Source organism: Shewanella sp. 1CM18E (genome assembly GCF_023161665.1).
Lineage (GTDB): Bacteria > Pseudomonadota > Gammaproteobacteria > Enterobacterales > Shewanellaceae > Shewanella.
Map to the genome: position 1 here is coordinate 55,254 of NZ_JALNTW010000014.1, position 23,484 is coordinate 78,737.

27 protein-coding genes and 1 pseudogene are annotated in these 23,484 nt (G+C 41.2%); 17 read left to right on the top strand and 11 right to left on the bottom strand.

The genetic code is table 11. From position 1 onward, the window contains the following. Positions 1-190: 190 nt before the first annotated feature. On the bottom strand, positions 191-700 hold the full coding sequence (locus MSG37_RS16385) for a malate synthase (RefSeq protein WP_248471731.1): 510 nt from the start codon (positions 698-700) through the stop codon (positions 191-193). A 152-nt stretch (positions 701-852) separates the two neighbouring features. Here MSG37_RS16385 and MSG37_RS16390 point away from each other — a divergent pair, with 152 nt between their 5' ends. Next, positions 853-2,391 carry a DUF3612 domain-containing protein gene (locus tag MSG37_RS16390; protein WP_248471732.1) on the top strand — a complete coding sequence of 513 codons (1,539 nt, stop codon included), beginning with the start codon at positions 853-855 and terminating at the stop codon, positions 2,389-2,391. 594 nt (positions 2,392-2,985) lie between these two features. Here the strand turns inward: MSG37_RS16390 and MSG37_RS16395 are convergent. Continuing rightward, positions 2,986-3,177 (bottom strand): hypothetical protein, encoded by a 192-nt coding sequence (locus MSG37_RS16395; protein ID WP_248471733.1) that lies wholly within the window; start codon positions 3,175-3,177, stop codon positions 2,986-2,988. A gap of 78 nt (positions 3,178-3,255) precedes the next feature. Here MSG37_RS16395 and MSG37_RS16400 point away from each other — a divergent pair, with 78 nt between their 5' ends. Together MSG37_RS16400 and MSG37_RS16405 are read left to right on the top strand one after the other, a co-directional pair. Continuing rightward, positions 3,256-3,786 (top strand): H-NS histone family protein, encoded by a 531-nt coding sequence (locus MSG37_RS16400; protein WP_248471734.1) that lies wholly within the window; start codon positions 3,256-3,258, stop codon positions 3,784-3,786. Next, positions 3,783-4,109 (top strand): hypothetical protein, encoded by a 327-nt coding sequence (locus MSG37_RS16405; RefSeq protein ID WP_248471735.1) that lies wholly within the window; start codon positions 3,783-3,785, stop codon positions 4,107-4,109. Before MSG37_RS16400 ends, MSG37_RS16405 begins: the two co-directional genes overlap by 4 nt. Before the next feature lie 448 nt (positions 4,110-4,557). Here the strand turns inward: MSG37_RS16405 and MSG37_RS16410 are convergent. The 7 genes and pseudogenes from MSG37_RS16410 to MSG37_RS16440 all read right to left on the bottom strand — a co-directional run. Further along, positions 4,558-4,941: pseudogene (locus MSG37_RS16410) on the bottom strand (transposase); the annotation flags it as partial. 403 nt (positions 4,942-5,344) lie between these two features. Beyond that, positions 5,345-5,824: a GNAT family N-acetyltransferase gene (locus MSG37_RS16415; protein WP_248471736.1), complete on the bottom strand. Its 480-nt coding sequence runs from the start codon at positions 5,822-5,824 to the stop codon at positions 5,345-5,347. A 103-nt stretch (positions 5,825-5,927) separates the two neighbouring features. Then, positions 5,928-6,353 (bottom strand): GNAT family N-acetyltransferase, encoded by a 426-nt coding sequence (locus MSG37_RS16420; RefSeq protein WP_248471737.1) that lies wholly within the window; start codon positions 6,351-6,353, stop codon positions 5,928-5,930. A 66-nt stretch (positions 6,354-6,419) separates the two neighbouring features. Beyond that, positions 6,420-6,881, bottom strand: a complete 462-nt coding sequence (locus MSG37_RS16425) for a hypothetical protein (RefSeq protein WP_248471738.1) — start codon at positions 6,879-6,881, stop codon at positions 6,420-6,422. Positions 6,882-6,997: 116 nt separating this feature from the next. Next, positions 6,998-7,354: a hypothetical protein gene (locus MSG37_RS16430; protein ID WP_248471739.1), complete on the bottom strand. Its 357-nt coding sequence runs from the start codon at positions 7,352-7,354 to the stop codon at positions 6,998-7,000. A 131-nt stretch (positions 7,355-7,485) separates the two neighbouring features. Further along, positions 7,486-7,854 carry a hypothetical protein gene (locus MSG37_RS16435; RefSeq protein WP_248471740.1) on the bottom strand — a complete coding sequence of 123 codons (369 nt, stop codon included), beginning with the start codon at positions 7,852-7,854 and terminating at the stop codon, positions 7,486-7,488. 81 nt (positions 7,855-7,935) lie between these two features. Beyond that, positions 7,936-8,430, bottom strand: coding sequence for a GreA/GreB family elongation factor (locus MSG37_RS16440; protein WP_248471741.1), 495 nt, complete (start codon positions 8,428-8,430; stop codon positions 7,936-7,938). 173 nt (positions 8,431-8,603) lie between these two features. Here MSG37_RS16440 and MSG37_RS16445 point away from each other — a divergent pair, with 173 nt between their 5' ends. Continuing rightward, complete coding sequence (locus MSG37_RS16445; protein ID WP_248471742.1) at positions 8,604-9,611, top strand: transporter; 1,008 nt, start codon at positions 8,604-8,606, stop codon at positions 9,609-9,611. Positions 9,612-9,685: 74 nt separating this feature from the next. Here MSG37_RS16445 and MSG37_RS16450 read toward each other — a convergent pair whose 3' ends face one another. Further along, the gene (locus tag MSG37_RS16450; protein ID WP_248471743.1) at positions 9,686-10,846 is read right to left on the bottom strand and encodes a cupin domain-containing protein; all 1,161 of its coding nucleotides are present in this window, start codon (positions 10,844-10,846) and stop codon (positions 9,686-9,688) included. A gap of 185 nt (positions 10,847-11,031) precedes the next feature. Here MSG37_RS16450 and MSG37_RS16455 point away from each other — a divergent pair, with 185 nt between their 5' ends. Further along, positions 11,032-11,673: a 3'-5' exonuclease gene (locus MSG37_RS16455; protein ID WP_248471744.1), complete on the top strand. Its 642-nt coding sequence runs from the start codon at positions 11,032-11,034 to the stop codon at positions 11,671-11,673. Positions 11,674-11,729: 56 nt separating this feature from the next. Here the strand turns inward: MSG37_RS16455 and MSG37_RS16460 are convergent, their stop codons facing one another. Next, positions 11,730-12,428: a DUF3334 family protein gene (locus MSG37_RS16460; protein ID WP_248471745.1), complete on the bottom strand. Its 699-nt coding sequence runs from the start codon at positions 12,426-12,428 to the stop codon at positions 11,730-11,732. 318 nt (positions 12,429-12,746) lie between these two features. On the opposite strand from MSG37_RS16460, the gene MSG37_RS16465 reads away from it, so the two are divergent. From MSG37_RS16465 to MSG37_RS16520, 12 genes are all read left to right on the top strand, one after another. Next, positions 12,747-14,387 (top strand): methyl-accepting chemotaxis protein, encoded by a 1,641-nt coding sequence (locus MSG37_RS16465; RefSeq protein ID WP_248471746.1) that lies wholly within the window; start codon positions 12,747-12,749, stop codon positions 14,385-14,387. 180 nt (positions 14,388-14,567) lie between these two features. Further along, positions 14,568-14,954, top strand: coding sequence for an ACT domain-containing protein (locus tag MSG37_RS16470; protein WP_248471747.1), 387 nt, complete (start codon positions 14,568-14,570; stop codon positions 14,952-14,954). A gap of 92 nt (positions 14,955-15,046) precedes the next feature. Next, positions 15,047-15,304, top strand: a complete 258-nt coding sequence (locus tag MSG37_RS16475) for an HPr family phosphocarrier protein (protein WP_248471748.1) — start codon at positions 15,047-15,049, stop codon at positions 15,302-15,304. Between the two features lie 10 nt (positions 15,305-15,314). Next, positions 15,315-17,018 (top strand): phosphoenolpyruvate--protein phosphotransferase, encoded by a 1,704-nt coding sequence (gene ptsP, locus MSG37_RS16480; RefSeq protein WP_248471749.1) that lies wholly within the window; start codon positions 15,315-15,317, stop codon positions 17,016-17,018. Between the two features lie 90 nt (positions 17,019-17,108). Continuing rightward, positions 17,109-17,618: a PTS glucose transporter subunit IIA gene (gene crr, locus MSG37_RS16485; RefSeq protein ID WP_248471750.1), complete on the top strand. Its 510-nt coding sequence runs from the start codon at positions 17,109-17,111 to the stop codon at positions 17,616-17,618. A gap of 163 nt (positions 17,619-17,781) precedes the next feature. After that, complete coding sequence (locus MSG37_RS16490) at positions 17,782-18,171, top strand: ArsC family reductase (RefSeq protein ID WP_248471751.1); 390 nt, start codon at positions 17,782-17,784, stop codon at positions 18,169-18,171. Next, positions 18,168-19,313, top strand: coding sequence for a succinyl-diaminopimelate desuccinylase (gene dapE, locus MSG37_RS16495; RefSeq protein ID WP_248471752.1), 1,146 nt, complete (start codon positions 18,168-18,170; stop codon positions 19,311-19,313). The genes MSG37_RS16490 and dapE overlap by 4 nt, the downstream gene beginning before the upstream one ends. After that, the gene (locus MSG37_RS16500; protein ID WP_248471753.1) at positions 19,304-19,984 is read left to right on the top strand and encodes a M15 family metallopeptidase; all 681 of its coding nucleotides are present in this window, start codon (positions 19,304-19,306) and stop codon (positions 19,982-19,984) included. The genes dapE and MSG37_RS16500 overlap by 10 nt, the downstream gene beginning before the upstream one ends. Before the next feature lie 60 nt (positions 19,985-20,044). Beyond that, the gene (locus MSG37_RS16505; RefSeq protein WP_248471754.1) at positions 20,045-20,884 is read left to right on the top strand and encodes an alpha/beta hydrolase; all 840 of its coding nucleotides are present in this window, start codon (positions 20,045-20,047) and stop codon (positions 20,882-20,884) included. 335 nt (positions 20,885-21,219) lie between these two features. Then, positions 21,220-21,828, top strand: coding sequence for a carbonate dehydratase (gene can / locus MSG37_RS16510; protein WP_248471755.1), 609 nt, complete (start codon positions 21,220-21,222; stop codon positions 21,826-21,828). Positions 21,829-22,382: 554 nt separating this feature from the next. Beyond that, positions 22,383-23,120 (top strand): 3-deoxy-manno-octulosonate cytidylyltransferase, encoded by a 738-nt coding sequence (kdsB, locus tag MSG37_RS16515; protein ID WP_248471756.1) that lies wholly within the window; start codon positions 22,383-22,385, stop codon positions 23,118-23,120. A gap of 19 nt (positions 23,121-23,139) precedes the next feature. Then, a complete protein-coding gene (locus tag MSG37_RS16520; RefSeq protein ID WP_248471757.1) occupies positions 23,140-23,346 on the top strand; it encodes a DUF2897 family protein in 207 nt (68 codons plus the stop codon). The last annotated feature ends 138 nt before the right edge of the window (positions 23,347-23,484 follow it).

Genomic DNA, 23,484 nt, shown 5'->3' on the forward strand with positions numbered 1-23,484 from the left:
CAGCATTAAATTGACTTACTTCCAGTAAACAGGTGCAAAGCTAAATAAGTGGCTGAAAGGAACGCTTAGTAAGATGGGCAATCAAGCTCAACAAATGCCATGGAATATCGAACCACGGACTCATAACCACAATAAAAAATACCGCAATTGATTGCGGTATTTCATCGTTAGGATAGCGATAGTCTCGCTTTTATTCCTTTAATAAATAGTCACTGCCATCTTTGGCGGTAAACACTTGATCTTGCATCGAACTTGCAATCACTGAACGCTCAATATCGATTAAACTAATCCAATATTCATGCCCTTCTAGCTGAATATCTTTAATATTAGCCAAGTCCTGGCAGTCATTTTCTTTATTACGCTCAAAAGTGAGCTCGACATGAGTACCATTATCTTTAAGCAAAATCGCCGTTGGCTCACTTTTATGACCATTCAGCGCCACAAACTGCTTAGGGATACGTAATCCCGTTTGCGTACCATCAGCCATAAAGATAAGCAGTTGCTGGTAATACACTACATAGCTGCATGCATCTTTATGCGAGCCATTTGCGAGGGGAAACTTAGCGTCTAAAAATGCTTTTGCACAAGGGGCCGTTGTGTCTTTAGTTGCCTTTTCGACAACATTCACATCAACAAGATCGGCACCAATAAAGTTATTATTTAGATTTACTTGAGTACTATTGATTGTTGATAGTTCCATGGCCCTGTCCTCTTACTGTCGATTTCGGTTCAGCTATTGCTTGTTCACATCGCAACCAAAATTATTTCCGTTTTCTGATTGCTTGATTTGTAGTCTAGTGTAATTTTCATTACAATTTCACAATAAAAATTTTACATTGTGAATTTTACAAGATGAAAAATAATCAGAGCTTGATCAGAAAGTCACATTTCTTAGGGACTAAGATTAGAAACCTGCGTAAACGTAACCATCTCACAATGGAAGATCTTTCTGCGAGATGCGTACGGGTTGATCCAGAATCCGCCCCATCCGTTTCCTACTTATCTATGATTGAACGGGGCAAACGCGTACCAAGCGCAGGCATGCTCGCCGTCATTGCAGCCGTGTTTCAAAAGGAAGTCGATTGGTTTTTAGATGATGTACCCGAAGGCGATGCCATCACACCTGAGAAAGGTCGCCGCGGCGGAATTAGTGGTATGGCGTTAGAGCCTAGCTTTTTATTTTCTAACGATATTTTGCAGATAGCGATCCCAGAAATGTTATCGCAAACCGGCACCACGGGAAGAGAGTTTGCCCATTTACTTATTCGAGCTCACCAAGAGCATCATCAAAACCACTTTCCTGATCTTGAGCGTGCAGCTGAAGAGGTCGGTCACAAACGCTTGCCTTTAGCCCTCGACGATTTAAAAGATATTGCTAAATCACTCGGACTAAAACTTAAGTGGGTTGATAAAACCCCGCAAGAAGTTGTCGATGAGATGGGGGTCAGCACAGCCCATGTGGTGACTTCATTTTTCGAGCCACCATCAACCATTTATTTAAATAAAATGCTTAAGTCCTACCCCACCCGGCTAAAATATGATTTAGCGGTACATATTGGTCACTGTGTTTTACACAATAAAGATGGACTTAAGTGCGTATTAACCGCTGGTCGCCGCCATACAGCGTCCCATGACGATAACGCTGCACCAGCTTCCTCGACCCTAAATGCGCAAGATATTTTACATGCATGGCGAGATTTCGAATCGAGCTTTTTTGCCGGTGCATTGTTGTGCCCTAAAGTGGCTTATAGACAATTACTTGACCGTCACGGTTATGAAATTAACGTCAGTAAAACCATTGGGGTTTCAGCCTCCGTTGCAATGCGGCGTATGACGGTTGTCTCTCCCTACCCCCATTGGCACTACTTCGATGCTTATGCCCCAGGCAAGTTAAAAGCCGTTTATCGTGGTAATGGTATCCCGCTACCTTGGGGAAATATGCGCGTAGTAGAAGATCCCTGTCAGCACTGGGCAGTATTTAGAATGATTAATGAGCCTAAGGTCGGTACCTCAGCGCAAATATCCATTTTGGATGTTGCTGATGAGCCAAGGATCTATTGCTGTGAGTCGATTAAAGTTGAAGACATGGCGGGCAATAATCACGTGCTTTGTGCCGGAATCGATTTAAACCCCGCCATTGATGCCCAAGGCGGCGACGCTGCAGCGATTGCAGCGGATTTAAAACAGTCATGCGCCACCAATAGTGGCTCTGTGACTATGCCTACGCATGTTAAGAAAAACCTTATGAGTGTAGCGAAAATTCTCAATATTAATTGGATTGAACGCGGCATAGAAAATGACGCTCGGCTTATTTGCGCTCGCGGTGCCGTCTGCCCAAGGCAACCGAGTTGTTATCAAGCTGGCCGCGCCTTATGCAGTGAGGAGCAATAGCGAGTTCAACCACACAGGTTAGCAAGAGTGCCAACTACCTTGAAAAACACCGCTGGTAGAAGGACACAGAGGAGACCAAGAAAGGCTAAGGTTCGCACAGTAAGATATCAGATGTCGTTACTTCAGTGGGATGCTATAAAGCCGTCCATGCCGTACCGACATCTGAATCATCATCTCTCCGAATGAGTTTTCTCGGGTGTTACAAGTTCATTTCTGGGCAGAAGTTTGTCGGAGCGTGCTTCTCTGGTGCATTAAAGCCAAATCAATCAAACTTCGTTTGATTATATAGCCCTCAAAGAATCGATACGTATTTTTGCCTGAGGATAACTAACAGTAAAATTGGTTCCAATGGCCTGCAGCCAGCGCATGTGCAGACACTTCTGAGACACGCTGCGAGTACGTCCCTGTAAGCTCTACGATGGCATCCATGCCATCAAAGGCCTCAGCTGTATCTACACCAAGTTGGAACAGCACACTCTTTAATGTTTAGCGTTGCGCCTAAAGCCCTAGCTAGCTTTTGGACAGAAATTAGTTAGAGAAAGCTGTTTAAAGCTAGGTCGTGGGATAAGAAAAAATATGGCAATCAAATAAAGTTTACTCTGACCCCACATATCCAGAAAACTGATATTCACACGGGTAAGGTGCGCGGGTTCTTAAGAACATCAAGCGGTCATTACTTTGTTTCAGAGTTGAATGCTGAGGGTGTGGCCATTCAGACAGTGCGAGTAACCAAGGCCAATTGGTTGATGATTCAAGCTGAAATGGGTAAGTAATAAATTTAATCAAGCTAACAGTTTTATAAAAGGGCAGCGGTTATCATATCGCTGCTTTACAGCAACAACAATTAATAGAGTTAGAATCTAAATGAGCATGACGCAAACGCAAGAACGTAAGTTAAACCGCCAACTGTTATTAGAGCAAGGTAGCGAAGTTAAGTGGAATGAAGTATTGAAAACCTTTAGTAATGATTTAGATTTTAATAGACAAGGATGTGCGCTGAAGAAATTAGACCTAAATGTATTTCTTAATGTGGTATCTACTATCGATGAAGTAAAACAAGAGCGACAAGGCGAGATTGAGAACTATCAGGCGAGGCTTGATAAAATAGCTGAGATTAAATTACTGATGAAAGCCGATGGCATAACATTAAATGAACTTGGTGATGCTGTTGCAGCTGCTAGACCAACAACAGTTAAGTTAAGTGATAAGCTAAGCGAATTGATGGAAGCTATTAAGATAGTTGCAGCGGAACAACAGCAATTCAAGTTACCAACTAATAAGTTATTGGAGCTGTTAGGTAATGGACGCAACAAGAATTACATTGCTAACGGTCTTGCTAAGCTGGGATTGAAAGGCGTTATTACTATGGTTAGCCACAGAGTGTACGAGCTATGATAAAGAAAATTATTCTTGCTGCTAGTTTGGTTGCCTTTGGTGCTGTTGCTGATAGTGGAGAGGATAAAGCTTTGGGGTTATGCTGGGAGGCTTCCGCTATTCATAATTGGAACCATCATTATCACATAGCTTTAAGAAAGGCGATTGGCTCAAAGGTCAAAGAACGCGATTGGTTTATGTTTGGGCGTGGCGAAGGTTCTGGTCTGGTCTATGCTTTCAAAGCTGATAATGAAACCACTGAGGAAACGGCAAAGCGGTTATTGATTACATATTGTGGTGAGTATCTGGACTTAGTGCCGAACAGACCGAGTGATTTAAAATGATAGGTAATATCTTGGGGTTTCTTATTGCCGCTATTGGTTCGGTGATTGGGTTATGCGTATTCTTGTGTATCGCTGCTTTTAACTTAGCTTTGTTAGCTTCACTATAAAAAACGAGCCTCCGAGGGTTAAACCTTGGGGGCTTTTTTATCCCTGTAATTTGCTAATTGTAATCCCATTTACGGCACAGTAGTTTCATTAACTTTATTTCATTTGGTGATTCTGGATTCGCTGTTATTATTCAGGTCTGCCCAACAAGGGGGGGTGAAGAAAGACTTTTAAGGCGCTGCTTGGAGCAGGTCGCAAATGATTAGGTAGATGTATTTTAATCCTAGGCAGTTTGTGAACCGGTTCTGTGTAGTGCTTTTTTGTTGTCTGAAATTTAAGTACCTGATGCGTCGCGAACGCTGATGGATTCATATTTAAATCGTATCCGTCCGGGGAACTGCACCTAGTCTAGTATTACATTCCAAGGTAGCAAGTGATCTATGCTCTCGGGTTTGAGTGACAATTGTTCCAGGCAGTACATCAAATAGTTAAAGGGCGTTAGCCCATTAGCCTTGGCGGTTTCTATCATGCTGTACAGCGTGGCACTGGCGTTCGCACCAGTCGCTGTATTGGCAAATAACCAGTTTTTTCGCCCTATTACAAACGGCTTTATGGCTCGCTCTGCACGATTATTATCAATGTTGAGCCGCCCATCTTCAAGATAGCGGTTGAGCTTGGGCCATTGATTTAGGCTATAGCTGATTGCTTTCCCTAGACTGCTTTTTGGGGGCGCATGCTGTTGAGATTTTTCCAACCAACGATGTAACTCATCCAGTAATGGTTGGCTGTGCATAAAGGGGTCGGAGCGAATAAGCAATAGATATGGATAATGAACTAGCCTTATAGCCATTACTCCGAATCACCAGAATTATGCTTGGCTAACCTAGTGCAGATACGGCTGAAGCCGTCGAAAACATGGATGTTTTCGTTAAGCCTACACGGACGTACTAGCGGTGAGCTTCAGAAGTGTCTGCACATGCGCCCGCTGCAGGCGATTGATAGCGGCTCAGCTACAAGCTCAAACCAGCTCCCCCGTAGCAACAAGCACAAAAATAAATGTAATCAGCCTTCATTCCAAGGCTAACCAACTTTGGTGCAGAAATCAGTTAGCGTATCAGGTCTATCGTTAGGGGCTTAGGTGACACCAAATACCGCAATGTCTCTAATTTGCTACGACCCCTTTATCTCGGCTAGAGCTCGGAGGCAGAGTGCCAAACCATTTTCTTTAACTCTCCGCCTAAACTACCATCCGCTTCTTTTAATGCTCTAAACCCGAGCTTTGAATACAGACTATATGCTGCTCCATTTCTTATAGATACATGCAAAACTACAGAAGTAAAATCTTGTGATTTTGCATGGCCGAGCAACTCCTTGACTAAGCTTACGCCAATACCACCATTTCTTTTCTCGGGCATTACCCACATGGAAACAAGCTCGTATTGTCCTTCAGTGTGAACACCACCGACTAATCCAACATCTTGTCCATTACAGCGAGCAAGTAAAAATTTTACCCCATTGACTTCCGAAGCGATTGACTTCCACTTTTCGTCAGAAATCATTTTTGCTTCCTGATAGGTAAGCCCAAATGCATCGGGAGCATCAAGAAGTGACTCTAGTCTAATATTTTTTAACGAATCCCAATCGGTTTCAGTTACTGGCACGATATTCATAATTTTAGAGCCTTAAAGTCCTGTTAGGGGCTAAATATAACTGGGTAAAATCAAACTGGAAGCGAACAAACTCAACGGTATTTTGTCCAACTAACACAGCTTGTTATAACTCTTTTACTAAACAGTATGTTACATGACCTTTGGGGTAATCAGGCAATTCACCAAAAACTTTGTATCCACGCTTTTCATAAAATGGTTTTGCTTGAAAACTCAGCGTTTCTGTACGCATATATCCAAAGCCCTTTTCTTTGGCAAAGTTTTCGGCTGCATCCATTAATTTACTGCCAACGCCTTGCCCCCTCGTTTTGTCAGATAACCATAACAACTCGAGGATGCAATAATTCCAGAAAGCAACTGCTCTTACGCCTCCTACAACTTTTCCATTTTCATCTTTAGCGAAAGCAGCAAATTTAGTATCAGGTTCAAAAACCACATCGTCTGAAATGTACTTTTGGTTATAGGACTGAATACCTTTACTGATAGTTTCAAGATCTTGTTTACTAGGTGAGGTTGTTACTTCGATGTTCATTTCTTCATCCGTGATAGAGAGTTATAACGCCGCAATAAGCGGAAAATGGCCTTGTTAGCAATATTTTCAATCTGGTGAAAAAGTCTTTATGTGTTTAATGTTTTCTATTGAATCATTAAACTCCTGTAATGAAGAGTCAATTTTATACATTCCAAGTGTTTTAAGCTTATATCCCGCTTCAAATTTTTTAGGGCTAGGAAACTCAAACTCCATCTTAAAAACATCATCTTTTTCTGAGATGTAAAAGTACTTTAAATCATCAAAGGAGTAATCAGCATCATCAATAATTAAACTGTTTGAAGTTAAATCAAATATAAATAATTTTGGGTGCTTAATTACCTTATAAATACGATCAGCTAACCAAATAAATAGGAACGGTATACCTCCTATAATAAAAATAGTTTTTCCCCAGAGATGATCAGGAATGCTATCTCTAAAAAACCAAAATGAAATACATAAAAGAAGACAAATTAGTGGTTCACTTAATGGGCGAATATAGTAATACTTTTTAAATTGATATCTAACCAACTATGCCTCCTGCAATATTGCTAACGCCCGCTTAAGCGGACAACAAATATTGGCTATAATTGTGAGCGGTAGCGAAACAACCAACAGTTAGTGTTCCGTTTGAAGCGCTTGTTAGCTTAAACTTCAACGAGTTGTGCATACGGACAAACACTCACAAGTTCACTTTTAACGCCTTTCATTAAGTGCTCTGGAACCCAAAAGTCCAAAGCTCCATCAGATTTATTAAAAAGCGTTACACACGTTCCTCTGATTTGGTCTGTCGCAAACTGAATACGGACAATACTAGCAGCACATACCGTAGTGCCTTTTAAACTAAAGAACCGTTCCACAGCAAACTTACGGATCGTTATCTTACTGTCCTCAACTTCGATAATTGCTTTGAGCTCGGAGGTTTTCAGTTCGAACAAACCAAACAAGACAGGAAAAATAAATGTCGCACACATAACGAAAACGATGATTGCAATTATATCCATATTTGCGTGCTCCTTTAAGCTAACAGCTTATTATCCTGCGTCTCGGATAAATCCCTACTCTTTATTAATTCACGTCAAATATAGCAACGTAAAGCATTGATGTAAAAGCGTTGAATAAACAAGATGGCGGCTTATTCAGTTTGGGCAACGCCATAGGCGATACTTTCAACATTAATGCACTGCTCAGAGTAACCGATACCAAATGTTAATCCGTCATCTATGGTTACATCAGTCAAAATCTTAGTGCCTGCTATGACGCTTTTTGCCGCCGCAATCGCTTTAGGAGAAGACACACTGTCGCCAACGGGTAAGACATATAAAAACTGCACCTGACAGCTCTGGCCTAATACGGGCCCTAACCTTACTAATTCTTCAGTAACACTTTTATCTTGGTAGGTTTGGCTAACAAAAGAACCATGATTGGCGATATTACACCCTGCCAATAAAGCCGTACCGATTATCAACATGCTAGCTTTAGCCACTGCGGCTGTTTTTGTCATACTTGCCTCTTGAAAGTCATAATGACTGATATTATTGATATTGCTGATATACCCACATACCAGCGCTAATTTATAGCTACATTAATTGATAGACACGATTTCAAATTCTGTTTGTTGCTGCATTACATTAAGCACGAACTCTTCACCTAATTGCCTGTTCATCATCGCTTTTCCAAGCGGAGATGCTGGAGTGACAACCATAAAAAAATACTGATTATATTCAACTTTCAGCCCACCAGCGCTAGGACCCATAAAATAGAAGTAACTTTTATCATTGTTATCTACCAACTCGATAAAACGCCCTAAAGCCACTTTGTCTGCTTTTGTGGGTAACGAAGCCATAGTTGTAAACATCGCCTCAAAAGCATCAATGTCATCTTTACATTGAGCGACTCTCACAGATTGCCCGTGTGCTAGATATGACGCTTCTAAACCAAATGTTTCGTACTTACTTTTGGCGACACTCTCTTTACTCGTTGCTGTTTCATGCGCTCTTTTAGCTGCTGCAATCGCATTTTGATGCGTATTGTTCAACGCTTGCATAATTAACAATCTAATTTCAGTTATTGCTACCACTAAACCTAAGCCTGCTGTTACATATAGCTGACAGCTTAACAAAATAATCTCACTAAGCCTTAGATTATTCTACTTAAATAGGTACTTAATTCTTGAGTTTAAACAAAATATTGTTAACTTAAAGTAAACACATAAGCGTAAATGTCTTGGTAGTCATAATTGGGGGATTTTAGATGGCGTTACACATTTTAAATAGTGCTCCTCCATACCATAAAGCAAACATTTATTACTGTGCTAAAAAGCTGGGTTTCAACAACGGCCAAAAAGCGCTGTCGACAGCGAAAAAACGCGTAAATAAAGTCATCGCTACCACTGCCAGTTTGTTACTCAGCCATTATTGTATGGCGCAAGAACTCGAACCACGCAGCTACACTAACATTCCTATTGGTATGCACTTTCTTGCTGCTGGGATAGTTCATTCTGAAGGGGATTTATCACCTGCTCCAACCGCGCCGATCAGTAATGCAAACCTCAATATTGATGCGGGCGTTATAGGCTATGCCCATACTTTTGATTTAATGGGCAACTCATCTAAATTTGATATCGCTGCAAGTCGAGTTTGTTATCAAGGAGATGCCGAACTTAACGGCGAAAAAGTCAGTGCCGATCGCTGCGGCTATGGCGACCCAACAATGCGGCTAACTTGGAATTTTCTTGGCGCGCCCGCCTTACAAGCAAAAGATTTTGCTAGCTGGAAGCAAGGGCTCGTGGTGGGCACCAGTTTGCAGATAACCCTGCCTTTAGGCAGTTACGATAAAGAGAAACTGTTAAACTCAGGCAGTAACAGATGGGTGTTTAGGCCGGGTATTGGCTTATCTCATCGGTTAGGTAATTGGTATTACGACGTAATGGCGTCGGTTAGGTTTTACACCGACAACAAACAATATTTGGTTGATACCAACTTACAACAAGACCCGTTATATACAGTGCAAGGCCATCTTATTTATAACCTTAATCGAGGGCATTGGCTTTCATTAAATGCTAATTTATTTTTTGGCGGTGAAACCAGTAAAAATACCATTAACTCTCTTGATGAACAGCAAAACTCTCGGCTTGGCTTAACCTACTCTTTTCCGATAAATCAAAAAAATAGCATTAAGTTAAATGCCAGTACCGGCGTGATAACCGAGTTCGGAAACGATTTCAGTACCTTTGGTGCACTTTGGCAATATCGATTTTAATCAATAAAAAAGCTCAGCCTACGTAAGTAGCTGAGCTTTAGTAACACTCGCTTTATCTATTCGATAAAACGGTGTTATTCAACCTCTTCAAAATACCAATAGCCCGCATTAACCCACGCAGTGATAGTATCCATAACCTCTTGGTCGTCAAACCAATCGGCTAAATCAGCTTGGGATAATGTTTGCTGATCACATAAGGCTTGGATCAAGGTCGTTTTACCTTGGCTAGCTTTACCTTGGCTAAATTTGGCTTGTTCACCATTGATATACATCACGCCAGAATCAAGGCTATTTGCAAAGTATAAACAACGCAGGCCGCCTAAACGCATTAGAGGCTGTTCGCTAATAATTTCAGCAATATCTTCAGCTTGGAAGTCTAGAGCAACCTCAGGCAAATCCAATTCGCATTTAGATTGGGTTAGATAGCGTCCACTAAATTCGCTAACAAGTTCGTCATCTAGCGTATCCACTAACTGCTGCTTTAATCGAGCTAAATCTTGTTCGCTGACTAAACCAGAGTTGTGGCTAAGTGGGCGATCAGGATCGTTGATTTGACTTGCACCTAAGTCTTTATCAATCAGGTGATCGGCAAGTGCACTGACCATATCTTTAGTCGATGCTGTACGGTAACCCACAGAAAAACTCATTGACGGTTCAAGCGTGACGCCATCATGTGGGAACCCTGGCGGTAGATATAAAATATCACCCGGCAGTAATTCAACATCGATAATTGGCTCAAAAGCTTCGGTATGCAATAGCGCTGGGTGCGCAGCAAACTCTTTGTGTGGACCTAAATCCCCAACGCGCCAGCGACGACGACCAGAACCTTGGCAAATAAACACATCATAAAGGTCTATGTGCGGCCCTACTCCACCACCTGGTACAGCGTAGCTGACCATTACGTCATCTAAACGCCAGCGTGGAATAAAGTCAAAGCACTTAAGCAGATCTTCCGCTTCTGGAACCCAATTGTTTAACGCTTGAACAATTAATGTCCAGTCGTTTTCGCCAAGGTGATCGTAAGATTCAAATGGACCAAACTCTGCCTGCCAGTCGCCTTCATCGCGGTACACTCTGCGTGACTCAACCATCTCTTCACAAGCAAGCCCAGCCATTTCATCGGGTGTTAACAAGTCTTGAAAGTTTTTAAATCCTTGACGGATCACTAATGGTTTTTTTTGCCAGTATTCATTAAGAAACTGCTCAGGCGTTAAGCCATTGATATCTAATTGCATGTTATTAACTCACTAAAATTTGGCGCGATCCTAGCAAACAAATGATAAAAAAAATCTCGGTGAGATCATGAAACATGCTTATTGTGTGCAGCAATTAGGAGGAAACACTATAGGCAAGGTAATTTGATTGACTGTTATAGGTGGATCAATACAATATCGGACAAATACACTATAGACCCAAAAAATTGACTCAAATTACTCACTCAACACTATCACGCCCAGCAGACACGGTAATTGTACTCGACTTTGAAACCACAGGTTTATCACCAACCCAAGGTGATAGAGCCATTGAAATTGGTGCCGTCATGCTAAAAGATGGCAAAGTGATTGATAGGTTTCAACAGCTTATGAATCCGGGATTCCGGGTGAGTAGCTTTATTGAAAACTACACAGGGATAAGTAATGAGATGTTGCTAGATGCTCAGTCATGCGAAACAGTAATGAGTGAGTTTGCAGACTTTATTGGTGATTACAATCTGGTTGCCCATAACGCATCATTTGACCAACGTTTTTTGGATGCCGAATTACGCCAAATTAACCGTCATTATTCAGGTAAATTTGCCTGTTCTATGTTGATTGCACGTCGGCTGTATCAAGACGCGCCAAACCATAAGCTTGGTAGTTTAATTAGTTACAAGAATATTCAACATGATGGTGTGTTTCACCGCGCTTTAGCCGATAGTGAAATGACAGCTGACCTTTGGTTGGCCATGCTTGAAGATCTGCAGCAAGATTTTCAATTATTTAACCCAGACTTTAGTTTATTGCAATCGATAGCAAAACAAAGCAAAGCGAACGTTTTTCAGTTTTTGCGTAAACAAAGCTAACCGTGTTTTAAGTCATGCATAACCGCAGCTTTAAAGTTAAAACTGCGGTTATTAATTTATAAACCTAGCTCATCCAATAAATCATCAGCAGTGCTGGGATCCGTGACTGCGAGCTTTTCTTTCTTTGATTCTTTGCCTGCAGATGCCAAAATTTGTCCGTGCTCAGCAAGGAGCTCATCTAAATCAAACTCATCGTCTGCTTCAAACTCGCTCAACTTAATAAACTCAGTTTTATCCATAGCAAATTCTAAATAAAACACATGGTTATTTTGGGTTTTAAATGATACTCGACGTGCAATACCATCATCTAAATTGGTATCAATCGAAATAGTTAACTCTTTATTGATAGTCAACATCTTAGGCTGACTTTGACTAATGCTAGTTTGTAATTCTTTACTGATTTTATTAATGAAATCACCAAGAATTTGATTCATCAATTCTCCCATCACATTACCGACATCATCAGAGGTGTGTGAGATAGCTAATTCAGACTCAGGCATCGCCATGTTAAGCATATATTCGCGGTAAATTTCCATTGCGGCGGGTGCTGAAAAATTAATCACCACCAGCCCAGAGAAGCCACCATCAAAAATTGAGAAACAGCCTAGATCTGGTTTCAAACAAGTTTTCGTTATCGATTGCACCATGCCGGCATGAGAAATTTGACTATGAGTCGTGCTTGATAAGACATGAGCAACAGAATGGCATAACTTTAATAAGATATCGTCAGTCGAAACAGAAACAGTGCTTTGCATAAAAACAACCTTTTATTGATAATCCGCATTATATTGCCTCAGTCACTTAACAAAACATAGTAAAAGCCGTCATCATTCTTATATAAAGTCAGATTTCGGGATTTTATCCTGCAAAGTATTGAGTTATAGATCTAAATTTTTATAAAAGTGGCCCTTAAGTGAAAGCAGCAGAATATTAGTCTAAGCCCTTATTTATCTCGATTTTTAAGTTTTTGGATGCAGTTAACATATTAAAAATAAACATTAACTGCCTTATTCATTTGCCCTAGCAAAAAGGGTAAGTTAACAGCATGTATTCGTAAACAAAATGACAACAATATGATTGCTTTACTAAGACAATTTACGATTTTACAGCGGTTGATATTAATGTTGATGCTAGCTGCAATCGGTACCGTTTGTTTTGCAAGCTTCTCTATTAACGAACAATACACAAATTTGGTTAGCCAAAAATGGCTACAAAATGATGCCCAAATCAATACTGCAATTAGTCTTTTAGATGCGAATAAGCAACTAGTAACAGACAATAAAACCTCAATTGCTGACGCCCAAAGTGCAGCTAAACATCTATTCAACTCGATTCATTTCGGTAACGACGGTTACTTTATCGTTTTAGACGAACAGCAGAACATTCTTGCCCATGGCGCAGATCAAAATGTGATTAACCAAAATGGCGAGCAAGTGTTTCGCTCCCAAGATCCAGTTAACTTTAATAGCTTAGTCAACCTGGCTAAACAGCAACAAATCGCAACAGCAGAAATAAATTTTCCTAACCCAAGCAGTGGCCAGTTAGAAACCAAACTAGTTGAAGCTCGTTACTACCAACCTTGGGGCTGGACTATAGTCACCGGCAGTTATATGAGTGATATCCATGATGTGATGTACTCTATGGCATTTGATTATTTGGTCATTATGCTGATGATCTCTATCCCAATTTTCTTGTTCTTTTTAGTGCTAAATGTGTCAATTACTGCACCTCTAAAAGAAGCGATTGCCGCCATGCGCGATATCGCTCAAGGCGAAGGTGATTTAACCCAAAAACTGCCGACTAAAGGCAAGGATGAAGTGGCCGATCTTGCTAAAGCTTTCAATCTGTTTGTGATAAAAATTCGCGATATGGTGGCAGAGCTTAAACCTATTGGCCAAAGCTTAGATAATGATGCCCTGCGACTACTCAATGCAGCAGAAGAGTCAAATGTCAGTGTTGAACACTTGCACCGTGAAACAGCCAGTGTCGCCACAGCCATTAATCAAATGCTCTCGACAACTCACGAAATGGCTAACAATACCAATCAAGCAGCAGATGCAGCGAATAGTGTTAAAAGCCAAGCAGAGCAAAGCATGCAGATGATGAATGCTACGCTAGGTAATACCGAACTACTGGCAACCGAACTTAAAAATGCACAACAAGTTACCCATGCATTAGGCAAGTCATCCTCGCAGATTGGCAGTATCTTAGATGTTATTCGCGGCATCGCCGAACAAACCAACTTATTAGCGCTTAACGCCGCGATTGAAGCTGCACGTGCTGGTGCCCATGGCAGAGGTTTTGCAGTGGTCGCAGATGAAGTTCGCGCCCTTGCTAATCGCACTCAAGACTCCACTAATGAGATCCAAAATATCATTAAAGATATTCAGTCTGGTGTGAACCAAGTTGTCACGAGTAACGAGCAAAATCAAAGTCAATCTCAAGAAGTACAATCACAAGCTACAGAGGTGAGTGACTCTTTAGGCGATATTTTGCAGTTAATAGCCCATATCAGTGATATGAACACCCAACTAGCCAGTGCAACTGAAGAACAATCTATCGTAACCGAAGAGATTAATCGCAACGTATGTAAAATTACCGAATTGACAGAAGTGTCGGTCAAGGCTAATGAAAGTAATCATAACGCTGCGGTTTCACTACAAAAAATCAGTCAAGACAGCGCACAAACTCTTGGACAATTTAAAGTCGACTAAAAGCTCAAACAACGAATGTTGTTATCGCTGACCACAAAATTGAGTATGTATTGACGAGTTAGACCTAACCATAACCTTTTTATACCAGCTCACCACGCGAGGAGTTTTTACTCCTCGCGCTTTATGTAAATTATGATAAGCTGAAACACTCAAGGGATCTTGAAAGAGTGAGTAATACCTATGGCTCGCATGACCTTAGCAATTCATCCAGCGCTTTATACCATTCATAGTTTCACACCAGATACCGTTATTCCTGCGGACGTATTTCAGCAGCCGATGTATTTTATCGGTAAAACCAAAGATGAAGTTTCAGTGGTTGTGCCATCAGATCTCAAGCTTGATAGCTTAGAGCAAGAAGATGATTGGCGCTGCTTAGAAGTGTTAGGCCCCTTAGGCTTTTCGATGACAGGTATATTGGCAAACGTTTCCGGCACGCTAGCCGATGTAGACATTAGTATTTTCGCTATTTCCACCTTCGATACCGACTATATTTTAGTCAAGTCCAATACCTTGGTAGCAACAACCAAAGCACTAAAAAAGAAAAATTACCAAATCATTGATTATTAGTGACAATATCCATAAATTAGTGATTAATACGGTCGCGGTACCACAATAAATATTGTACGAGTTTGGTTTATAAACTTAAGAGTCTACGCATAATGTACGAAAAAGTAGTCACCATTACAGCTGAGCACGGGATTCACACTCGCCCTGCAGCCCTTGTGGTAAAAAAGGCAAAATCGTTTGCCTGTGATATTTTTGTTGAGTGCGATGGCAAACAAGCCAGTGCAAAAAGTTTGTTTAAGTTGCAAACCTTGGGCTTATATCAAGGTGTCTCGGTAAAAGTCATCGCTGACGGAGAGCAAGCACAACAAGCTGTGCAAGAAGTCTCTGAGTTACTCATTACACTTAGTTAAAGGGCGCGTTATGTCGGTTACTGGAATTGTAGTTTCATCGGGGATCGCTTTTGGTAAGGCGTTACACTTAAATTTTCATCATGAAAAAATTGATTACCGTCTTATTCCTTCTAGCCAAATTCCACAAGAATCTCAGCGCCTACATCATGCATTTGATACCCAAAAACAATATCTACAACAAAGCTTACTCAAGCTCGAGGCTGATTCAGCCCATGCAGCGTTAATAGAAGCAGACCTGCTGATTTTAGATGATGAAGACTTAGTAGCAGAAATTGATTCGACGATTAGTAAATTGCAAGTAAGCGCAGCCGTTGCCATTGAACGTATTTTTGGCCACCAAGCCGATGAACTTGCAGCGTTAGACGATCCTTATCTTGCCAATCGCGCTGAAGATGTGCTTTGTCTAAGCAGGCGCCTTATCGCTCGTCTTAATGGCGCTCAGCATTTCAACTTAAGTCAGCTTGACCAAGATACTATTATTTTTGCCGCTGATTTGACCCCTGCAGAATTTGCAATGCTGCCTTTAGACCATATTTCGGGGTTAGTATTACATACCGGAGGCGTGACCAGTCATACAGCGATTCTAGCCCGTGGAGCTGGGCTCCCTGCACTTTTGAGTTGCCAATATGAACAGGCCAATATCGCTAATGGTACGGATGTTGTGCTTAATGGCGTTGATGGTGAAGTAGTAATAGCGCCTAACTCTGCAACAATTAAACAATTGTTAGCGCTTAAGCAACAAGATGAATCTCGTAAACAACAGCTGCTGATGTTGAAAGACTTACCAGCCAAAACACTCGACGGCAAAAAGGTAGGCCTGTTGGCTAACGTCGGTAGCCTTAATGATATCAGCCATTTAGCCGATGTGGGCGCAGAAGGAATAGGCCTTTTTAGAACTGAATTCATGTTGATGAATACCAACACATTGCCAGATGAAAAGACCCAATATCAATTTTACTGCGATGCATTACATTTAATGGCGGGTAAAACCTTCACCATACGTACCTTAGATGTAGGCGCAGACAAAGAGTTACCTTGCTTAGCCACAATAGTTGAAGATAACCCTGCACTTGGTTTACGCGGGATCCGCTACAGTTTGAGCAATCCAGAGCTATTCAAAACACAAATAAAAGCTATTCTTCGCGCAGCCAATCATGGACCGATTAGGCTGATGTTTCCAATGATAAATCAGATCGAAGAGCTAGATTCTTTATTTGAGTACATTGAGCAATGTAAAGCGCAACTGATTGAAGAAGAAAAAGGCTTTGGTGAACTCAGTTATGGCATAGTAGTTGAAACCCCAGCAGCAGTGCTTAACTTAAAAGCTATGTTACCTTTACTGGACTTTATAAGTATTGGTACCAATGATTTAACCCAATACACTATGGCAGCAGACCGGACTAACCCACTGCTAACACGGCAATATCCATCACTCAGCCCTGCAGTTTTAATGCTGATCCAGCAGACGATTGATGTCGCTCACCAAAGAAATATCAGAGTATCCCTATGCGGTGAGTTAGCAAGTGATCCTAAGGTTGCTCCTTTGTTAGTCGGCATGGGCATTGATGAGTTAAGTGTCAACCTAAGTGCTTTATTAGAGGTTAAATCTGCATTACGTAATATTAATTATCAAACTTGTTTATCCCAGGCGGAACACGCATTAAAATTGACAAGAATTGATGAATTAGCGCGTTACATTAACGGCATAGATTAAAGTTATAGATCTTCAATGTCGCTTAACGATATAGATGATTTAATCAGCGCCACTTTCATTTAGAACAATAAAACGCCAAAGGGGCAATTAATGGGATTTTTGAGCCGTATAAGACGCCTTATCTCAGGACAAACCGAAATATCGGGTGTGATAAACGTATACGCACCGGTTTCGGGTAAAGTAGTCGCAATAGAAAAAGTCCCCGATCCGGTCTTTTCAGAAAAAATAGTCGGAGATGGTTTAGCGATAGAGCCTAAAGGTCAGCTAATCAAAGCGCCTATTGATGGCCGAATTGGCAAAATTTTCGAAACTAACCATGCATTTAGTATTGAGTCAAACGAAGGCTTAGAGATCTTCGTTCACTTCGGCATCGGCACTGTAGAGCTAAGAGGCAACGGTTTTAAACGTCTTGCAGAAGAAGGCCAAGAAGTCAAAATGGGTGACCCTATTCTTGAATTTGACCTCGGTTATTTAAAGCAACATACCGACAGCTTGTTAACGCCAGTGTTAATTGCCAACATGGAAGATATTCAAGAAATTGACAAAAAGCAGGGCCAACTTGAAGCGGGCAAAGACGTTATTTTTACAGTAAAGCTTTAAGCCTCAAGCTAAAGTTTTATTAAAAGAGCCTATATAGTCATTAGGCTCTTTTTCATTCCCGCAAACAAAAATCAACATTTAAATTCGTCCAACTTAAAAAGCCTTGAATAACGTTCAAGATTGCTATTTAGCAGCAATTCACCCTTGAGCAGAATCACAAGCAATGCCACAATGCCTGCAACTTATAAAAATAGATCGGAGTACCCTTTTGATACTTTTCGGAATTAAGAATTGCGATACAGTGCGTAAAGCGCGTAAGTGGCTAGAAGCAAATCAATTGGAGGTCACTTTTCATGACTTTCGTGAAGACGGACTCGCAGCAGAGCAAATTGAGCAATGGGTTGAAGCGGTTGGTTGGGAAAGCCTTTTTAACAAGCGCAGTACCAGCTTTAGAAACTTAACTGAAACCGAAAAAAGCGATCTAAACGAGAAAAAAGCCATTGCCCTTATGGCTTTGTACCCAACGTTAATCAAACGCCCTGTTTTGGTTACTAACGATCAAGTTCAAGTTGGCTTTAAAGAAGCTGACTACCGTACGTGGTTTAACCTATGAGCGGTGTAGAGGATTCTGCCGTTCTTGCATTAGCTAAAGATCTTATCTCTAGGCAATCAGTTACGCCTTTAGATGAAGGTTGCCAAACATTAATGGCCGAGCGTCTAGCTAAAGCAGGCTTTACTATCGAGTCGATGGTGTTTGAAGATACCACCAACATGTGGGCACGCAAAGGCACAGACGCACCGCTATTTTGCTTTGCCGGCCACACCGATGTTGTGCCAGTAGGCGATCTTAATCGCTGGCATACACCACCTTTTGATCCTGTGGTTATTGACGGATATCTGTATGGGCGCGGCGCAGCTGATATGAAAGGCTCATTAGCAGCAATGCTGGTGGCCACTGAGCGATTTGTAGCAAAACACCCTAATCATCAAGGTTCTATTGCTTTTCTAATCACCAGCGATGAAGAGGGACCATTTATTAATGGTACCACTCGGGTTATTGATACCCTAGAAGCGCGTAATGAAAAAATTACTTGGTCATTGGTCGGTGAACCCTCTTCGACTCATAAACTGGGCGACATTGTTAAGAATGGCCGTCGAGGAAGCTTAACGGGTAATCTGACCGTTAAAGGGATCCAAGGCCATGTTGCCTACCCTCACCTTGCCGATAACCCTATTCATCGAGCTGCACCAGCACTGGATGAGCTCGCCAAGATGAAGTGGGATAATGGCAATGAGTTTTTCCCACCAACCAGTTTTCAAATCGCTAACATCAATGGCGGCACCGGCGCATCAAATGTTATTCCTGGTGCGCTAGAAGTCATGTTTAACTTCAGATATTCAACTGAGGTGACAGCAGAGATTTTAATTAAGCGGGTGCTAAACATTCTTGATGCTCACGGCTTAGATTATGAAATTGACTGGGTATTTAATGGCTTGCCTTTCTTAACCGGCGATGGCCCGTTGTTAGAAGCAACCAAAGCAGCTATTAAGCAAGTGACAGGTTTAGATACCGATCCACAAACCTCCGGCGGTACATCAGATGGACGCTTTATTGCCCCAACTGGCGCTCAGGTCATTGAGCTCGGCCCTGTTAATGCGACGATTCATAAAGTGAACGAGTGCGTTAAAGTTGCCGACCTTGAATTGCTTACCGACTGCTACGAAGCGATTTTGGAACACTTACTTTGCAAATAAATCAAAGTGTTTTATATGGCTTAGATAATCAACATTTTGTTGATTGTTTAAGCCATCGTTTAGAGCGCCAAACAGCGGCAGCATTTTTGCTTATGCAACAAGCCGCTAAAGCCGACAATATAGATTTACAGATCTGTTCGGCCTTTCGTGACTTCGATAGACAACAATTCATTTGGAATAATAAAGTCAACGGTAAGCGTCCTGTGCTAAACCGAGACTCTGTAGCCGTCGATATCACTCTGTTAACTCCAAACGAATTGATCGAACATATCCTTATTTGGTCAGCCATTCCCGGTATGTCTCGCCATCACTGGGGCACAGATATCGATATTTTTGATGGCAATATGATAACCAAGCAAGATTTACAGTTAATTTCGGCTGAATATCAGCAAGGTGGACCTTGTTACAAGCTCAGCCGATGGCTGGATAAACACGCACAAGAGTTTGGTTTTTATTTACCCTTTCAAGCAGGTTTAAGCGGCGTCAGCCCTGAAGCTTGGCATCTGAGCTATTATCCTGTTGCAGATAAATACACTCAAAGCTTTGACTCAACTGCATTAAAACGCGTTTTAGCATCTTCTAGCGTGAATTTGAAAGAGTATATCCTGCCGCAACTTGATGCGCTTATCGCTGAATATGTTTACCGAGTTGCACCATCGCCAGCAAGTTAAACACCTAAAATTTATTAATTTACACATTAATCGTATTTATATTTAGAGAAAACACTACACATGAGCACCACTAGCCAATCTTTTAGCCAACACAGACACCAAATTGAAATCGATGGCAGTACGCTAAGTTACCTTGATATCGGACAAGGTCCAGTGTTACTCATGGGCCATAGCTACTTATGGGATAGTAAAATGTGGGCGCCCCAAATCGCCCTCTTAAGTCAAAACTACCGTTGTATCGTTCCAGATCTTTGGGGGCATGGTATGTCAGGTAACGTGCCTGCTAACTGCCGCAATTTGAGAGATGTTGCAGCGAATATGCTGACGCTGATGGATAACCTTAAGGTTGACGAGTTTTCTATTATCGGTCTTTCTGTTGGTGCAATGTGGGGAGCAGAACTTACTCTTAAAGCCCCTTCTCGAGTAAAAAGCCTAGCAATGTTAGGCAGTTTTATTGGTTATGAGCCCGAAATTACTCGTGATAAGTATTACGCAATGCTTGATGTCATCAAAGCAGAACAAGCGATTTCAGACAAGATTATTCAAGCAATATCGCCGTTGTTCTTTGCAAACCAACCCAATGCTGAGCTGGTTGCCAGCTTTAAGCTACAACTACAACAAACCAGCACCGACAAAATAGATTCAATCTACCAGATGGGTAGAATGATTTTTGGGCGTCGAGATACAATGGACGATGTAGAACAATTTACCCTACCTTGTTTAATCATGACCGGCGTTGAAGATAAGGCCCGTAGCGTACTTGAAGGCTATTTAATGCACGATGCTATTAGCGGCAGTCAATATGTGCATATTCCTGAATGCGGTCATATCTCGAGTTTGGAGCAAGCCGATTTTGTCAACAATCAGCTAACTCAATTTTTATCAAACAATATTGGTTAATTTGAAACAAGACAATGGCTCGTTCAGAGCCATTCACCACTGACACACTATGCAGTTGCAAAACGGAATAAGTAATTTGAATAAGTAAGTTGAAATATTAAGCTGAAACACTAACTGTATGAAATAGCTTCGTTACGCAGCGATACCAGAGCTTAGCTAGAATTAGGTTACGACAAGTTTATTCAGACAATACAATTCAAACCTATTTGCAACAGAATTAACAAATATTTAAGACAACTTGTCTATATTACTGAGTAGACCAGCAAGCTAAAGCAAAAGTGTTAGACTGCGCTTGCTAAAAGTTTTTCTTAACTGACCGAATAGATAAGAGCAGAATGAAACTATTAAAACCACTTTTTGATAACAACCGCCGCTGGGCTGGTAGAATTTTAGAAGAAGATCCTAAATTTTTCGAAGAACTCGCAAAACAGCAAAGTCCTGAATATCTATGGATTGGCTGTTCTGATAGTCGCGTTCCGTCGAATCAAATTATCGATCTAATGCCAGGTGAAGTTTTTGTACACCGAAACATTGCCAATATGGTTATTCACACTGACCTTAATTGCTTATCTGTATTGCAATATGCTGTAGAAGTTTTGAAAGTGAAGCACATTATGGTTGTTGGTCACTATGGCTGCGGCGGAATTAAAGCTTCAATGGGCACAGAAAAATTAGGTCTAATCGACAATTGGTTAGGTCATATTCGCGATATTTATCGGATCCATAGAGCAGATCTTGACAGTATGGACGAAGATGAACGCTTCGACCGTCTCTGTGAATTAAACGTGATGGAACAAGTGGCTAACGTAACCAGTTCGAGCATTGTTCAAGACGCATGGGATAGAGGTCAAGAGCTAGCCGTCCACGGTTGGATCTACAGCGTAGAAAACGGTTTACTTTCAGATTTAGATGTCACGGTCAATAACGAAACAGCTAAAAAGTAGCGCTTTAACAGGTTGCTAAACCGCATCTATCGTTTATTTAAAGCTAATTCAGTAGTCTGCTGAGTTAGCTTTTTTGTATCTACTTTGCCAAAACGACTGTTATAGCTACTAATACCAATCAGTATAAGAATTTGATCAACTCAGAACGATTTTTGACAAACTAATTCAAGACGGATTGCGGCAATAATGGTAATCGCGCTATAAAGGGGTTCAACACCTAAGCTTGCAGACTAGATATGCCCAGATTAGCCATGTGCGACTACATTTTTATGCTAATAGGCATCAACAAAGAGCAGCTTTTGTCGATTTTGTAAAATGGTGCTTATATTGTTTGCTATAACAGCATAAAAAAAACAACAACCACTCCAGTATCCAGTTTATAATCATTTTTAATCTAAACGAGGCAAAAGGATAAGCATATCCATGCTCGCTTTAGAATAATTTTGCTCTGGCTTGTAACAATAAGTCACCAGTAAAAGTTCTGAGATTTAAGCACGTACAATGCATATATGGCTTTGATGTCGAAGCCTTTAAATATTAAATAGGTAAATTGAATGAATGTAACCTTGTTAATCCCTGCCCGTTATGGCTCTAGCCGTTTTCCTGGTAAACCATTGGCACCTATTAATGGCAAGCCTATGATCCAGCATGTGTATGAACGTGCAGCGTTAGCAAAAGGCATCAAAGACATCTATGTTGCGACTGATGATGTGCGCATTAAAGACGCAGTAGAAGGCTTTGGCGGTAAAGTGGTTATGACAGGTGAAAATGCCGCATCAGGTACCGACCGTATCGATGAAGCAATTACCATTCTAGGCTTAGCTGATGACGATCTAGTGATTAACTTGCAAGGCGATCAACCACTTATTGACCCGATTGTCATTGAACAACTTGTAGGCCTATGTGAACGTCATCCCGGCGAATTTGATATGGCAACCTTAGGGGTTGAGATCAAAGATGAAGTTCAGCTGAACGATCCTAACCATGTAAAAATGGTGTTCGATAATAATCACAATGCCTTGTACTTTTCACGCGCTCGTATTCCTTTTGGCCGTGACACTAGCGAATATCCAGTTTACAAACACATTGGGATCTACGCTTATACACGTAAATTCATTCAAACATTCGCTAAGTTACCATTAGGCCGTTTAGAAGAGTTAGAAAAGTTAGAACAACTTCGCGCGCTTGAATACGGTTATAAAATTAAAGTCGCTATTAGTGCTTTTGATTTTCCAGAAGTGGATACACCTGAAGATATTCGCATCTGTGAGGCGAGATTAGCAGTAGATTAAATAAAGAGGCGATTAGGTTATGTCAGATCTTGAAGTTGGACTGCTTATTTTATTAGTACTTGGTGTAATAGCGAGTAACCTTGCTGTGCTAAAGTACAGCGCCAAACACAAAATGACCCACTTTGGTAAAGATCACGATAAGCAGAGCAAGACCACAGACAAAGTTGATGAGCAAAGTAAGCAAACTGAATCTCAAACAGCTGAGCTTAGCCATAAAGATAAATAGTCGTCTGTAAACCAAGTTAATCTGTGTAGAGTTTTAATCGAGCCAGAAGTACGACTGGTTTAATCTAAGACTCGTTTAGCAAACGATAAACTCAGTACATAACCACAAAAAAGGCGCCTTAGGCGCCTTTTCATTAGT

Coding starts and splice junctions, on each gene's coding strand:
- kdsB (WP_248471756.1), top strand. CDS start 22,383: ATGAATGTAACCTTGTTAATCCCTGCCCGTTATGGCTCTAGCCGTTTT.
- MSG37_RS16450 (WP_248471743.1), bottom strand. CDS start 10,846: ATGCAATTAGATATCAATGGCTTAACGCCTGAGCAGTTTCTTAATGAA.
- MSG37_RS16400 (WP_248471734.1), top strand. CDS start 3,256: ATGAGCATGACGCAAACGCAAGAACGTAAGTTAAACCGCCAACTGTTA.
- ptsP (WP_248471749.1), top strand. CDS start 15,315: ATGTCGGTTACTGGAATTGTAGTTTCATCGGGGATCGCTTTTGGTAAG.
- MSG37_RS16520 (WP_248471757.1), top strand. CDS start 23,140: ATGTCAGATCTTGAAGTTGGACTGCTTATTTTATTAGTACTTGGTGTA.
- can (WP_248471755.1), top strand. CDS start 21,220: ATGAAACTATTAAAACCACTTTTTGATAACAACCGCCGCTGGGCTGGT.
- MSG37_RS16415 (WP_248471736.1), bottom strand. CDS start 5,824: ATGAATATCGTGCCAGTAACTGAAACCGATTGGGATTCGTTAAAAAAT.
- dapE (WP_248471752.1), top strand. CDS start 18,168: ATGAGCGGTGTAGAGGATTCTGCCGTTCTTGCATTAGCTAAAGATCTT.
- MSG37_RS16420 (WP_248471737.1), bottom strand. CDS start 6,353: ATGAACATCGAAGTAACAACCTCACCTAGTAAACAAGATCTTGAAACT.
- crr (WP_248471750.1), top strand. CDS start 17,109: ATGGGATTTTTGAGCCGTATAAGACGCCTTATCTCAGGACAAACCGAA.
- MSG37_RS16435 (WP_248471740.1), bottom strand. CDS start 7,854: ATGACAAAAACAGCCGCAGTGGCTAAAGCTAGCATGTTGATAATCGGT.
- MSG37_RS16445 (WP_248471742.1), top strand. CDS start 8,604: ATGGCGTTACACATTTTAAATAGTGCTCCTCCATACCATAAAGCAAAC.
- MSG37_RS16430 (WP_248471739.1), bottom strand. CDS start 7,354: ATGGATATAATTGCAATCATCGTTTTCGTTATGTGTGCGACATTTATT.
- MSG37_RS16405 (WP_248471735.1), top strand. CDS start 3,783: ATGATAAAGAAAATTATTCTTGCTGCTAGTTTGGTTGCCTTTGGTGCT.
- MSG37_RS16460 (WP_248471745.1), bottom strand. CDS start 12,428: ATGCAAAGCACTGTTTCTGTTTCGACTGACGATATCTTATTAAAGTTA.
- MSG37_RS16505 (WP_248471754.1), top strand. CDS start 20,045: ATGAGCACCACTAGCCAATCTTTTAGCCAACACAGACACCAAATTGAA.
- MSG37_RS16490 (WP_248471751.1), top strand. CDS start 17,782: ATGCCACAATGCCTGCAACTTATAAAAATAGATCGGAGTACCCTTTTG.
- MSG37_RS16465 (WP_248471746.1), top strand. CDS start 12,747: ATGATTGCTTTACTAAGACAATTTACGATTTTACAGCGGTTGATATTA.
- MSG37_RS16385 (WP_248471731.1), bottom strand. CDS start 700: ATGGAACTATCAACAATCAATAGTACTCAAGTAAATCTAAATAATAAC.
- MSG37_RS16470 (WP_248471747.1), top strand. CDS start 14,568: ATGGCTCGCATGACCTTAGCAATTCATCCAGCGCTTTATACCATTCAT.
- MSG37_RS16390 (WP_248471732.1), top strand. CDS start 853: ATGAAAAATAATCAGAGCTTGATCAGAAAGTCACATTTCTTAGGGACT.
- MSG37_RS16475 (WP_248471748.1), top strand. CDS start 15,047: ATGTACGAAAAAGTAGTCACCATTACAGCTGAGCACGGGATTCACACT.